Raw genomic sequence first — 12598 nt, forward strand, 5'->3', positions numbered from 1 at the left:
TTCTGTGATTATGTATCTTGATGCGCCAACTTACAGTACAGAGTTTTCATCTACTGGACTGTCACCTACTAGAGTAGGGTCTGCCAAACTGGTATCGGTTAAATAAGCTTCCGCTTCTGTACGTCCCATGTATTTGGCCAAAATCGACACTGGAACGTCTTTCAAATTAACCACAATTAAACCATCCAGGGAGTCATGAAAAGCAGGGTCTACATTAAAACACACCAACTTCCCGTTCATTTTTAAATACTGACGAATCAACACAGGTAACCCTTTACCCTGCTCCATTCTTGACAATATTTTCGACAACAAAGTAACAGTCGTCAATGCCGCTAACAGATTAGGTTTCCAGAAAATATCACCGCTGTTTTTTAGCGGCGTAGAAGCTCTCACCAAGCCCGCTTTTTCTTTATCATAATGATGAATAGACAAGGTCGCTGCGATTAATTGGCGAGACACATGGCTATAGTCATTACTGATACTCACAGGGCCAAATAAATGCGTGTATTTTGGGTTTCGATGAGCAAACGTCGCAATGCCTTTCCACAACATCAGCAGCGAATTTAGGTTACGCTGGTATTTGGCAGCGACCACCGAACGTCCCATTTCAAGGCTATAATCTAACGTATCGATAAAAGCCTGGTCATAATGAAACAAGCTGCGAGAATACAAACCCTCTAAGCCATGCTCAGCGATGAGCTTATCCACCATTCCCATACGATACGCACCGACAACCTCTTTGTTACTCTTATGCCAAACAAAAAGTTGATGATAATAAAGGTCGTATTCGTCTAAATCGCAGGCCAAACCGCTGCCTTCTCCCACCGCTCGAAAGTTTTCTTCTCGAATACGGCCGATTTCCTGTATTAACTGAGGAATAGATTGCGTTGGCGCACAATACACACGGAACTCACCTTGCTCCAACAACAGCATGTCATCGGGCAGATTAGCAATTTCTTCGTCTAAGACGGCTGGGGCGATAGGCGCAATAATTGGTAAATCAGTATTTTCGTTGCGTTTTGCGGTTGTGTTGATTTGCTGTGGGCTCATCAAGTAGGTATTTAAACGCAGATAACTCACTAGATTTTGACTGTTCTCAAATTGACTCAACTCTGAAAAAGGAATCGCACTACCTATAGAAATATCGATCCGCGACGCTTTTTTATTCAATAGCTCTCTGCCCAGCAAGGCCGTGCGTAACAAAGGATGAACACGACCGGCTTGATAAAACAAAGCACTGTTTTGTCCATTAATAAAAATGGGAACCGTGACGGCTTGGCTACGCTTTAGAAAATTGGCCACTGACTGACTCCATTCTATGTCAGCCAAGGTTCGCTCTTTTTTAAAAGAAGTCCGTTTAGGATAAGTCGACACTTCCCCTGCGGGGAAAACAATCAAGACGCCACCGTTAGCAAGGTGTCGATGTGCATCACGAATCGCTTGACCATTGGTTCGTTGCGCTGACTTTCCGCCAAAGACATCCACACCAATGAATAAATCACTTATTTCGGGCAAGCGCTTAAGCAATTCATTGGCCAATACTTTGACGTCTTGACGCACTCGTCCCACCAAGTCGGCCAGTACAACACCTTCAATAGCGCCAAGCGGATGATTTGCCACAATCACCACAGGACCGTCTTGCGGAATATTCCCAACGCTGCCTTTGGCAATGGAATAATCAATATTCAACGCGTCAAGGGTGTAACGCATAAACTCAAAGCTGGTCTGTCTGCTGGGCCTTTGTTGGTACAGTCGATCTAATTTAGCGAGCCCTGTTGCCCATTCGACAATAAATTCTCCGACGCCAAATGGCGTGACTCTTGGTAAACGAAAAGGACTGTCCAACATGACTAGGCTCCTTGGTTGACTATTTTATCAGCGATTTTATATAAGGTACCTTGACGGTTTGTTAGATCGCGGAATGATAAAAAAGCCGCGCTCAACCAAACCAAACACGCCATACCAAACAACAAACCACCATCGTTACCAACAATGTCACCTACCTCGTTAAATTCCGGCATGACGATGCCAAGTGGCGTGAATAAATGGAAAATAATCGCGCCAGACATAATCCCCAAACTCATCAAAGCGCCAAGACCATGAACACGAGTAAACAATAAAATCACAGCAATCAGTTCTGCTGTCCCAATGATATAACCCCCATATTCACCAAAAAAAGCCAATCCAGACCAGTCTCCTAATACACCAAAAATATGATTCGTTTCATAAGAACCGGTGAATTTAAAAAACAATGACTGCACAAAAACAAAAGCAATAAATACTGTTGGTCCATATTTTAATAATGACTTTTTCATTCTTCTTAACCTTATTTGTTAATCAACGCTGGCCAGTTGGCATCTGCTTGTTGGATGTGTAAAGCCGGATCCCTATCCCACTTTTTTTTAACGTCACGGTCGTAATTCAAATAGAGCTTTCCGTCGACAATTGCCCACTGAGTCGGATCTGAAGAAGCAAAGTCATTTTGTGCCGAAATAGCCCAAGCACAATAACCACCGTATTGTGGTGCGTATTTTTCCGGTTCCGTCAAAAACATATCTAAGTGTTGTTGCGAAACAAAATACCAATCTGCATTCTTATATTCCGTTACAAACTTTGCATTCCCTTCGACAGGTTGGTTATCAGTAAAATACGCCACCGTATCGTAGCCGTTAAGTGCTTTACTGCTAAAAAAACCGGTATAAATGGCATCTTGTGCATAAGTAATACTGCTCAAGAAAAAAGTCATAAAAACAAATAAACGTGTCATATCAGACTCCTAGTCTTAACTCACTAATGAAATGGTGTTGGGTAGACGGTACGCCAAGGCCGCCATTGTTTGCGGTGACAAATGAGTACAAGGTGATCCCGGCACATAATTCATTTGCATACTGTCTTTGGATACTTGAATACGCGTAAAACTAACGGTTTGAGCATCGTCTCGGTGCATACAAACCGACATGTGCGAATGCTCTGGATGATGCTGAGAATGAAACATCAATAACGCCTCGGTGTTTTTCATTGGCTCATGTTCATAAACCGATTGCCGATACTCTGAGACGTTGTCTAACGCCACCGCAGAAGAAAAATGCGGCGACACAGCATTACTAATGCAAGCCTGCTTTCCATCCCATTCAAACGATCGCACCTTGCTATTCTCCAACTCAAACGCCAGTAAGGTAAAAGGCGCAAACTGTTCAAGGGTAAGCGTGCCAAAATGCGCTTCAACCTGTGCTAAATCCGCTTCACTCGATAACCGTTTGAGCAATTGCCCCCGGCTAATGAGCTCACCTTCTGGTTTTGTACCCTGATAATTATTTAACAAGCACAAAGACAACCCGTATTCGTTCAAGCTAATCCAGCTTCCTTGCCCAACTGGGTCAATTGGCATCAAAACGTGTGTCTCTTGTTGAAAAAAAGATTGTGGTGCCAATGCGGGAGCACGTGTTTTTTGTTCGTCTCGATTGAAAAATATTTGGTAGCCTGAGTCGTCAATACACCAAGAAACGGAACACATCGTTATTGGCCTCGTAAAAAAGAAGCAGTGGCTGGTGCGATACCAAAGTCAGCCTCAATCGGCTTATTCATCAAATTCGCCGTGACTTTCACCATCGCAAAGTGATGATTGGCATGAAGGGCAGCAAAGGTAATTTCACGCTCTAGCGTAGACGACATAAAACACGTCTGCGTATGCGATAACGCTACCTCTGTCACTAGGTTCACGGTTTTTTTAAGCTCTTTTTCAGATAAGCTCATTAGCCAATCTGTTAACTCAGCGATTTCAGACTGAGCAATTAACCGTGATGTTTCTACCGCATGACCTCGACGTCGTTTGTTATAGTCAATCACCATATCCGCTTGATATATTGCCTGAAAAACATCCAACCAATGACGAAAGTGCTCCCCAATAGAACTGGTAACATAAGGCTTCACTGACGCTTTATAATCTTCATCATCCAGCATATCTAGACATCGAGACGCTTGAGTAAGTACTTCTAGGCAGCCTTCAATCGCTGACGAATGAACAGCATGATCAGTCGCTTGGTTCTCTGTCTTCTTTAACACCGAATGCATAATGATTGCCTTTACTATTTTTTAGATAATTCTTTAGATAATTCATTGAGAGGATCAACGTGAGCTCACGGTATCAATCTGTACTTGGGTAGTGTTGTGTCAACGCTTTCTCCTCTCTCCATGCTTTTAATAACGCACGAATAGTGGGTGTTTTAATTCCGCGTTTTTTCTGTAACACGCCAATATCAAACAGAATTCGATACTGTTTTAATAAGGTACTAAAAATATCCAAAAGCTTGGTATTTCTGTCCCATATATGGGTAGCTTCGCTACTGGCACCGTTCATTTCTAAAATGGAAAAATCCTCCCCCGCCATAAAGGATTCTATGTCAGCGAACTTAATGTCCAAACGTCCATAATAGTAGCCATCAACGTCCGCTAGGATGTCATCCAATTTACGAGTCAGCGCAGGTGTAATGTATTGATTACCATTGCGAAAAATAGAGCCGCGACTATGACTGCCTGCAAAAGCAAGCGGGTATTCGGTTCCGGCTTCAGGTATCCAATCCAGCTTTTGGGTATGACGAGGAAAATACAAATGTGTCAATTGGCCAGCACGAGGACAACGTTCAATTAGTTGTCTCAAACTGTGCGTTCCATCACCCACTACACTAGGGGTGTACTTTAAAGTAATGGAAATAATTTCACCTTCATTCTGACCTGGATAGCGCACATAAAACACGCCAGCTTCAGCTTGATAAGGCGCTTTTCGCTGTAATAAAAATCGGGCAGATGAAGGGAAATCTTGAATATAATCATGAAGCTGCATTTTAGATTTCAGCAATTTGACGCCCACGCCTCTGCAGCCCAAATCCGGTTTAGCCACAATTGGAAAAGACAACGCTGCCGAGTCCATAGCTTGTAATGCCGCGTCTAACTGACTCGCTAAACCCTCTTCGCTTTTTGTAAGCGTAATAAAAGGTTCGATCCATTGTTTTGCTATGGGGCCAGCCAAGTTTAAGATATCGGTTTTAGATTCACCCACCATACCACTCAGTTTAATACTTGGGTTCGCAATCAGCGGCAAACAGACATCACCATGGCGAAGGCCAAGTAACAAGCTTTGCACAACAACAGGGGCATAAAAGAACCAACTGGGCATAAACTCATAAGGCGAAATACTGGCCTTTTCATCGACTTGGAGAAATGGCATACCTGCGTTGATTTTATTGGGCTCAATAAACTGCCCTCCTAGCATAGAGCTCATGACAAACCTCTTGAAAAAGACTTATTAAGAAAACGGTTTATAAAAAACAACAAAGCAAATGCCACAGGAATAAGCCCCCATTTAAATTCTGATAACAACATCAACACATTGCTTCCTAAGAGATAAATAAGTGTGAATACCAACAGTGTCCAAATCGAAGAAGCAAGAAGGACCGCACTCAAAAAGAGAGGAAGAGGAATAGGAAGAAAACCACTTAACGTAAATCCTATGGTACGTAATCCAGGGATAAAACGGATAATGAAAAGATTTAGGAAGGCTCTTTGCTGCAAATTACGTTTAACCCGTTTATAAGACACATTGGTTAACGCTCGATAACGCAACCATCGTATTTTCCGGGTATAACTGCCCAAAATGTACAATCCAAGATCCCCCGTGACAATGCCAATAAAAATCGCCAACAAGGCAAGACTAGGAGGCAATGATCCTTGAGCAGATAAGATTGCCGCCGTTGCAATGGCAAGGTCTTCGAGTAAGTAAGACAGCAATACAATACCAACACTTAACAACGCGAAAGACGCCGAACCCGAAACTAGCCATGTCTGAAATTCTGAAATCAACGTAAAGGCACCCACAAACTTCGTCCCAAAACTTGGCAAAATACCAAGCACACTCTCTCTGTAACTATAGGTTAGACGTTAGTGAAAATCGATTTATTACAGTGGGAATGAAAAAAACTCAAAAAGAACTTAAAGAGACTTGCGAAGAAAGAGTCTTACACTAAAAGAAGGAGGTAAAAAGAGTCGATATTATGAATGGGGGCGTTGTTTTTTACGTAACAAACAACGGGTTAATATGTCTTTTTTTTGATTTTGGGTTGATTGATGCCAGTCCATAATTTCTGTGATGGTACGATAGCAACCAACACAGACGTCATCAGTATCAAGACAACATTGTCGGATACAAGGACTCTTTATATCCTGATCGGCGTCATTACCATTTATCTTCGCTGTTAATCTTTCCATTTAAATCCCCAAATAGACGATTACTTAACCAATCCCTTTAGAAAACAATCCCAGAAAGTAACCTCACGTAATGACTTAAAACGTATTATAGTCGGCCATGATAAAACATTTTTAAATATACACGATTCTTTCATTGTCATAAAAAGTAGGATCGCTCAGTGGCAACCCTACCTTTCTATCCATGTTTACTATTAAACCGTTACTTTATCGAGTGCCTGAGTGATATCGGCAATAATATCTTCGATGTTTTCAATTCCTACTGAAATACGAACAAGGTCTCGGCTAACGCCCGCTTTCGCCAACTCCTCATCGTTTAATTGACGGTGTGTTGTTGAAGCTGGATGACAAGCTAAAGATTTAGCATCACCAATGTTTACGAGACGTAATACCATCTCTAATGCATCAATGAATTGTGTACCCGCTACAATGCCGCCTTTAATACCAAAGCTCAATACACCAGATGCTTTACCGCTGGTAATACGTCGGCTCATTTCATTATATTTATTTTCTGGCAACGCGGCGTAATTGACCCAACTCACTTTCTCATGATTCTGAAGAAAAACAGCCAATGTCTCAGCATTAGAACAATGACGCTCCATTCTTAGGCCCAGTGTTTCCAAACCTTGCATTATCAAGAAAGCACTGTGCGGCGATAACGCAGCCCCTGTGTTGCGTAGTGGAACCACTCGACAACGACCAATATAAGCCGCTGCGCCTAACGCTTCAGTGTAAACAACATCATGATAAGACGGATCTGGTTCGTTCAGCATAGGAAAGCGCTTTTTGTTGGCCACCCAATCGAACTTACCGGAATCAACAATAATACCGCCGACAGTCGTGCCATGACCGCCAATGTATTTTGTCAAAGAATGCACAACAATATGCGCACCGAGTTCGAAAGGACGACATAGGAATGGTGTCGCCACCGTGTTATCAACAATAAGAGGGATTCCATGCTTATTCGCGATGGCGGCTAACGCTTCGATATCAACAATATTACCGGCAGGATTACCAATCGATTCACAGAAAATAGCGCGGGTATTATCATCTATTGCCGCTTCAAAACCCGCAAAGTCATCCGCTGAAACCATACGGGTTTCAATGCCTTGTCGTGGAAAGCTATGAGCAAATAAATTGTAAGTGCCACCATAAAGCTGGCTAGTACTCACGATATTAGAACCAACTTCACATACACATTCTATCGCGTATGTAATGGCGGCCATACCAGATGCTACCGCTAAAGCAGCAATTCCGCCTTCCATCGCCGCAACACGCTGCTCTAATACATCGGTGGTTGGGTTCATGATTCGAGTGTAAATATTGCCCTTTACCTTTAGATCGAACAAATCAGCGCCATGCTGAGTGTCATCAAAAGTATAAGACGTCGTTTGGTAGATAGGCACAGCCGCCGCTTTGGTAGTCGCTTCAGATGTATAACCGTGATGCAGTGCAAGAGATTCTAATTTCATGGTAAACAAACCTATTTTTATTATTCCAAAAAAGTAACGTCACCATACTACAAGGGTATGACTAATTGGAAAAACAAGTATTGTTCATCATGTTGCGTAAAATCCTAATCCCAATTACTGCGTCTCAAGCTTTTAATTTGACCTTTCTGTTTCTTTTGGTCCATCCCCTTCCTTTGGGAAGAGCGAGACGGTTTTGTCGGACGACGGGCTTTCTGTACGCGCACCGCTTCAAGGATTAGCGCCTTCAAACGTGTTAATGCGTCTTCGCGGTTGAGCTCTTGCGTTCGATGCTGTTGTGCCTTAAGGACGATATCACCGTCTTTGGTGAGTCGTGAATCACTCAATGCAAGCAGCCGTTCCTTATAAAATTCAGGTAACGAGGAATTGGCTACATTGAACCTAAGATGGATAGCAGAAGACACTTTATTCACATTCTGACCGCCTGCCCCTTGGGCTCGTATCGCAGTCAATTCTATTTCGTGGTCTGGGATCGCCACAGCGAGGGTAATTTGCAACATACTATTTGCTTTATAAATCTATTCATCTATTTGGCCCTCGATTGTAACAGGCTTATGAAGTATATGCTTTGGCGCATCGTTTATAGGAAACTAATCCGCTATAATCTGTCCTCTACATTTTTATATAAATAGGGAGTTATTTGTGACCCAATTCCGTCCTTGTATCGATCTACACCAAGGCAAGGTTAAGCAAATTGTGGGGGGCAGCCTGAATGACAAAGGAGCCACAGAAAACTTTATCAGTGAATACAATGCTGAACATTACGCCGCAATGTATCGTGAGCATGGTCTGATTGGAGGTCATGTTATTGCGTTAGGCAAAGGCAACCAAGAGGAAGCGATCAGCGCCTTACGTGCTTACCCTGATGGGTTACAATTTGGTGGCGGTGTGAAACACAATAATGCCGCAAGCTACCTAAATGCTGGCGCGTCTCACGTTATCGTCACGTCTTATTTGTTTGAAAACGGGGAGTTCTCGTGGGATCGTTTAGATAAAATTAAACGTGAAACGGGTACTGACCGCCTAGTACTGGATTTAAGCTGTCGTCGCACCGATAACGGCTGGTACATTGCCACTGACCGCTGGCAAACCATTACGTCGACACAAGTAAATCAAGAGAACTTGATCGAGCTGGCAAACCACTGCGATGAATTTTTGATTCATGCTGCAGACGTAGAAGGGTTGCAAGCTGGTATTGATGAAGAGTTAGTCCACTTGCTCGGTCAAGGTTGCCCTGTCGCTGTCACTTATGCAGGTGGCGCACGGTCATTATCGGACCTTAAGCGTGTTCACGAATTGTCTAATGGTAAAGTCGATTTAACCATTGGTAGCGCACTGGACATATTTGGTGGGCGAGGTGTAACACTAGACGAATGCATTCTGTGGAATCAATCGCAAAAATAAACCGTAGTAAGGGACAAGTAGTTTGCTTGTCCCTTACTCTATCCCCGTCATATTAAAAACACGGTTTTTATTATGAGCTATATCTACGTATTATTTAATAGAATCTCCGCATCACTAATAAGGTTCTTCAGCTCGACATACCACACGCCATCCCGCATACTTAATGACTTATTTTTTGTTTTTTTACAATCTTAGGATTTTTCAATGCCTACATTTCGTACTGGCCTTTTACTTGCGTCGCTTTTACTCAGCGCCTGCTCGATGCCAATTTCACAAGAATCCCATCCGACTCAAACTGAGAAAACAATAACTCAGGACATTACGACTGAAAAAAGCACGTCAACAAAAAACGATATAGCTGAAAGAATCACGCCTGTTACAGACGACACAGCGAAGCAAAGTACATCTGCTGAAGCCGCAGCAGTTGTCGAAAACAATGATCAACTCATTGAGCAATTCAAAGCACAAAAACAGCTCGCCAATACAAATTTCACAGAGCTCAAAAACCGTATCGGGAACGCGCCTGCGCTTCCAAGATTAATGGCTGTAGAGCAGTTAAATAAAAAAGAAATCAGCTCTGCGACTCAGCAATTACGTACTTATATAAGTAAGACCAATACGGATCTGGCTGTGTTAAATGCTCGTGTTGATAATCGTCAGAAACTTGCGGTCGATGGCGATCTGATACGAATTTTCTTATCCGAAGCGACCGTAACTCACAATAGTAATAAGTTCAAAGCACAGCCACTTGTAGGCCAGTGGGTGCGAGGCGAAAGCCGAGTTATTCGTTTAAAAGACAATATTTTATTTGAAAATCCAAGATCAGAAGACTTACACATCACGTTTTCAGAAACTTACCAACTGGTGGTTAATAACCAAACCATCGCGACGGTCAATCCACACAAAGAAAAGAACAGCGCCAGTTTTAGTGTTTCAACACATGACAATCAAGGCAGTATTGTAGGTAAGTTAGATTACCGTATTGTGATTGATAAATAATCAAATACAGAGCCTAAACTGCGTAAGCTTGATGTGTTTTAGGCTCTGTATTTACCTTCCATCAGCTTTGCCGCTTTGCGTCTGTGACGCACATTGTCCAGCAACACCTGAATGCACACCAAGTAGTCGATTATCGTATTAGCGAACAACTTATCATCCAATAGCCTAACCAACTTCCCAACGCGTTTTATGACTTGCCAGTTTACCGACATTACACGACTTGACGCGTATTTTTCAGGGGCGTTTAGAGCGGATAAATACGCTATCGCAATATAACCAGGTTCCGGATTCATCGTTCCTGTATCTTCTGGTAAAGCCCCTACGCCATACAGTAATCGCTCGGCGAGTCGTCGATACAAAGAAGACACTTTCTTAAAAATATGCTTATCCAGTGTATTGCTGACTCGACCATATAGTGTGGAGTTAGCAGAAAAACCATCAAAACACATCGACAACATGTCGCACAAAATACGCGAGTCTGAATTAGGATAAGACATCGTCTCTGAATGATGACCATCAAGCATTCTCTAACTCCTTTCAAAAAAGGGTGAGCTTTGTGCAAATAAGGATGATTAAAGCCGTGTTTAATGCAAAGTAAATGAGAATGACTATGCGAGGCTTCAACCCTATGATTTCATTACTATATGAATTTTTCATTTCACTCAGGGAAAATAATAATGTCTTTACCAAAGCTATTTATGCATGTTCAAGATCCATTATTAGCTTCAAACTTGCTTTCAATTCAAAGCGTTCGACAGTATGAACTGAACATTAGCCATCAAGATAAAAACTGGCTAGATCAGCTCACGGCTGCACAATGCGATGTCGCTCTCATTGAAGTCAATTCATTGCATGACACTGCTTTAAAAGAACTCATTAATAGCCCTATTCTGTATCAAACAGAGTTTTTATTTTTCAGCCAAGGTGGGCCGGATCCAATATTGGATAAGCTGATGCACAAAGGCGCTGGATTTCACTATCGCGCCCCGTTCAACTTAAAGTTAATTGAATCTTCACTAGAAGAAATTTTTTGTGAGCTCAACCTAACCAAAGAACTTATCAGCACACAAACAAGCTATCTCGACCAATTCGGCCTATTAGTCGGCTCCTCTTCAGCTATGCATTCGCTATACCGTACTATTCGAAAAGTCGCAGCAACAAAAGCCAACGCCTTCATCATGGGAGAAAGTGGCACAGGTAAAGAGCTAATTGCCAACACTCTGCATGTTTTTAGCCAACGCGCAGAAGGCCCTTTCGTCGCAATAAACTGCGGTGCCCTTAGTCCTGAACTGATCGATAGTGAGCTATTTGGCCATGTAAAAGGCGCTTTCACGGGAGCCCATAAAGATCACCAAGGCGTTTTCGAGCAAGCAGAAGGTGGCACTCTATTCTTAGATGAAGTCACCGAAATGCCTTACGAACAACAAGTAAAGTTATTAAGAGTACTCGAGAGCGGTGAATACAAACCGGTCGGTGCTCAACAAGTAAAAATAGCTAACGTACGAATCATTGCCGCAACAAACCGTGTACTCGGTGACGCCATCCGCGATGAAGTTTTCCGCGAAGATCTGTATTTTCGTTTAGCTCAATTCCCTATTATGGCGCCCAAACTAAAAGACAGAGAAGGCGATGCTTGCGGCCTTGCTCAACATTTTTTAGCGTATCGAAACAACCAAGATGGCCAACACAAACAACTTTCTGCACAAAGCCTAGAAAAAATCAGCCTGTACAGTTGGCCTGGTAACGTACGAGAGCTAAAACATGCAATTGAACGCGCCTATATTCTGGCGGATCATGTTATTTATCCGGAACACCTCGTTACCAATGATTTAAATGACCACATCGAGACAGATAAATCAGCGGGGATTCCTATTGGCATGCGCCTAGACGACATAGAAAAAATCGCAATATTAAAAACACTCAAAAAAAATGATGGCAATAGAACAGACACCGCCAATCAACTTGGTATTAGCGTCAAAACGCTCTACAACAAACTCGATAAATACGAAAATACGGATTTGTTGTAATACGTTTTGCTTACGATCAAAACAATCTAGTCAAACTAGCAAAGAGGCTGGTATTACCAGCCCCTTTTGCTGTCGATGAAAGCTATTAACAATCAGTGTCTTTCGCGTTCGTGCCTTCTTTAATGTCTTCACAAGTATCTTCTACAGCATTACCTGCGTCCGTCATGGTGTCTTCCATTGAGTTACCAGCGCTATTCAAAGCATCTCCAGCATCGTCCATGGTTTGCTCAACGGTATCACCAGCACTGGACATGGCGTCTTCTACCTTGTCTTCAGAATCTTGGCTGCATGCTGCCAATGTAGCCGCTGTAACCAGTACCAAAGCCGTGTTTAATAGGGTGCGTTTAATGTTCATAATGGTAACCTCCATTTAGTTTTAATATTTTGGGAACTGTTTTGACGTTTAACGCCTGCTTTCCC

The 12598-nt window shown here is 42.6% G+C and carries 15 protein-coding genes; 3 read left to right on the forward strand and 12 right to left on the reverse strand.

Translation table 11 applies throughout. The features are described from left to right. Positions 1-30: 30 nt before the first annotated feature. The 10 genes from MP3633_RS12535 to arfB all read right to left on the reverse strand — a co-directional run bounded on the left by MP3633_RS12535 (position 31) and on the right by arfB (position 8248). On the reverse strand, positions 31-1848 hold the full coding sequence (locus tag MP3633_RS12535) for a bifunctional lysophospholipid acyltransferase family protein/GNAT family N-acetyltransferase (protein WP_176335798.1): 1818 nt from the start codon (positions 1846-1848) through the stop codon (positions 31-33). Between the two features lie 2 nt (positions 1849-1850). Beyond that, the gene (locus MP3633_RS12540; protein WP_176335799.1) at positions 1851-2315 is read right to left on the reverse strand and encodes a hypothetical protein; all 465 of its coding nucleotides are present in this window, start codon (positions 2313-2315) and stop codon (positions 1851-1853) included. An 11-nt stretch (positions 2316-2326) separates the two neighbouring features. Further along, positions 2327-2767, reverse strand: a complete 441-nt coding sequence (locus tag MP3633_RS12545) for a YHS domain-containing (seleno)protein (protein ID WP_176335800.1) — start codon at positions 2765-2767, stop codon at positions 2327-2329. Positions 2768-2782: 15 nt separating this feature from the next. Further along, positions 2783-3514 (reverse strand): NRDE family protein, encoded by a 732-nt coding sequence (locus MP3633_RS12550; protein ID WP_176335801.1) that lies wholly within the window; start codon positions 3512-3514, stop codon positions 2783-2785. A gap of 2 nt (positions 3515-3516) precedes the next feature. Next, positions 3517-4071, reverse strand: coding sequence for a hypothetical protein (locus tag MP3633_RS12555; protein WP_176335802.1), 555 nt, complete (start codon positions 4069-4071; stop codon positions 3517-3519). 73 nt (positions 4072-4144) lie between these two features. Further along, the gene (locus MP3633_RS12560; protein ID WP_176335803.1) at positions 4145-5278 is read right to left on the reverse strand and encodes an ATP-grasp domain-containing protein; all 1134 of its coding nucleotides are present in this window, start codon (positions 5276-5278) and stop codon (positions 4145-4147) included. After that, positions 5275-5871, reverse strand: coding sequence for a DedA family protein (locus tag MP3633_RS12565; RefSeq protein ID WP_244959628.1), 597 nt, complete (start codon positions 5869-5871; stop codon positions 5275-5277). The genes MP3633_RS12560 and MP3633_RS12565 overlap by 4 nt, the downstream gene beginning before the upstream one ends. A 174-nt stretch (positions 5872-6045) precedes the next feature. Next, the gene (locus MP3633_RS12570; RefSeq protein ID WP_112137709.1) at positions 6046-6261 is read right to left on the reverse strand and encodes a DUF1289 domain-containing protein; all 216 of its coding nucleotides are present in this window, start codon (positions 6259-6261) and stop codon (positions 6046-6048) included. Between the two features lie 191 nt (positions 6262-6452). Beyond that, positions 6453-7730 (reverse strand): O-acetylhomoserine aminocarboxypropyltransferase/cysteine synthase family protein, encoded by a 1278-nt coding sequence (locus tag MP3633_RS12575; RefSeq protein ID WP_112137707.1) that lies wholly within the window; start codon positions 7728-7730, stop codon positions 6453-6455. A 104-nt stretch (positions 7731-7834) separates the two neighbouring features. Next, positions 7835-8248, reverse strand: a complete 414-nt coding sequence (gene arfB / locus MP3633_RS12580) for an alternative ribosome rescue aminoacyl-tRNA hydrolase ArfB (protein ID WP_176335804.1) — start codon at positions 8246-8248, stop codon at positions 7835-7837. Between the two features lie 142 nt (positions 8249-8390). On the opposite strand from arfB, the gene hisA reads away from it, so the two are divergent. Both hisA and MP3633_RS12590 read left to right on the forward strand, forming a co-directional pair. Continuing rightward, positions 8391-9152 carry a phosphoribosylformimino-5-aminoimidazole carboxamide ribotide isomerase gene (gene hisA, locus MP3633_RS12585; protein WP_112137703.1) on the forward strand — a complete coding sequence of 254 codons (762 nt, stop codon included), beginning with the start codon at positions 8391-8393 and terminating at the stop codon, positions 9150-9152. A gap of 204 nt (positions 9153-9356) precedes the next feature. Continuing rightward, entirely contained in the window at positions 9357-10151 is a 795-nt protein-coding gene (locus MP3633_RS12590) for a hypothetical protein (RefSeq protein WP_176335805.1), read from the forward strand. A gap of 38 nt (positions 10152-10189) precedes the next feature. Here MP3633_RS12590 and MP3633_RS12595 read toward each other — a convergent pair whose 3' ends face one another. Then, entirely contained in the window at positions 10190-10675 is a 486-nt protein-coding gene (locus tag MP3633_RS12595) for a hypothetical protein (RefSeq protein ID WP_176335806.1), read from the reverse strand. A gap of 153 nt (positions 10676-10828) precedes the next feature. Here MP3633_RS12595 and MP3633_RS12600 point away from each other — a divergent pair, with 153 nt between their 5' ends. Then, positions 10829-12178, forward strand: coding sequence for a sigma-54 interaction domain-containing protein (locus MP3633_RS12600; RefSeq protein WP_176335807.1), 1350 nt, complete (start codon positions 10829-10831; stop codon positions 12176-12178). 85 nt (positions 12179-12263) lie between these two features. Here the strand turns inward: MP3633_RS12600 and MP3633_RS12605 are convergent, their stop codons facing one another. After that, a complete protein-coding gene (locus MP3633_RS12605) occupies positions 12264-12533 on the reverse strand; it encodes a hypothetical protein (RefSeq protein ID WP_176335808.1) in 270 nt (89 codons plus the stop codon). Between the last annotated feature and the right edge of the window lie 65 nt (positions 12534-12598).

This window comes from Marinomonas primoryensis (assembly GCF_013372285.1).
In the GTDB taxonomy this organism is placed as follows: domain Bacteria; phylum Pseudomonadota; class Gammaproteobacteria; order Pseudomonadales; family Marinomonadaceae; genus Marinomonas; species Marinomonas primoryensis.

Coding starts and splice junctions, on each gene's coding strand:
- MP3633_RS12540 (WP_176335799.1), bottom strand. CDS start 2,315: ATGAAAAAGTCATTATTAAAATATGGACCAACAGTATTTATTGCTTTT.
- MP3633_RS12605 (WP_176335808.1), bottom strand. CDS start 12,533: ATGAACATTAAACGCACCCTATTAAACACGGCTTTGGTACTGGTTACA.
- MP3633_RS12550 (WP_176335801.1), bottom strand. CDS start 3,514: ATGTGTTCCGTTTCTTGGTGTATTGACGACTCAGGCTACCAAATATTT.
- MP3633_RS12575 (WP_112137707.1), bottom strand. CDS start 7,730: ATGAAATTAGAATCTCTTGCACTGCATCACGGTTATACATCTGAAGCG.
- arfB (WP_176335804.1), bottom strand. CDS start 8,248: ATGTTGCAAATTACCCTCGCTGTGGCGATCCCAGACCACGAAATAGAA.
- MP3633_RS12600 (WP_176335807.1), top strand. CDS start 10,829: ATGTCTTTACCAAAGCTATTTATGCATGTTCAAGATCCATTATTAGCT.
- MP3633_RS12545 (WP_176335800.1), bottom strand. CDS start 2,767: ATGACACGTTTATTTGTTTTTATGACTTTTTTCTTGAGCAGTATTACT.
- MP3633_RS12560 (WP_176335803.1), bottom strand. CDS start 5,278: ATGAGCTCTATGCTAGGAGGGCAGTTTATTGAGCCCAATAAAATCAAC.
- MP3633_RS12570 (WP_112137709.1), bottom strand. CDS start 6,261: ATGGAAAGATTAACAGCGAAGATAAATGGTAATGACGCCGATCAGGAT.
- MP3633_RS12590 (WP_176335805.1), top strand. CDS start 9,357: ATGCCTACATTTCGTACTGGCCTTTTACTTGCGTCGCTTTTACTCAGC.
- MP3633_RS12555 (WP_176335802.1), bottom strand. CDS start 4,071: ATGCATTCGGTGTTAAAGAAGACAGAGAACCAAGCGACTGATCATGCT.
- MP3633_RS12595 (WP_176335806.1), bottom strand. CDS start 10,675: ATGCTTGATGGTCATCATTCAGAGACGATGTCTTATCCTAATTCAGAC.
- MP3633_RS12535 (WP_176335798.1), bottom strand. CDS start 1,848: ATGTTGGACAGTCCTTTTCGTTTACCAAGAGTCACGCCATTTGGCGTC.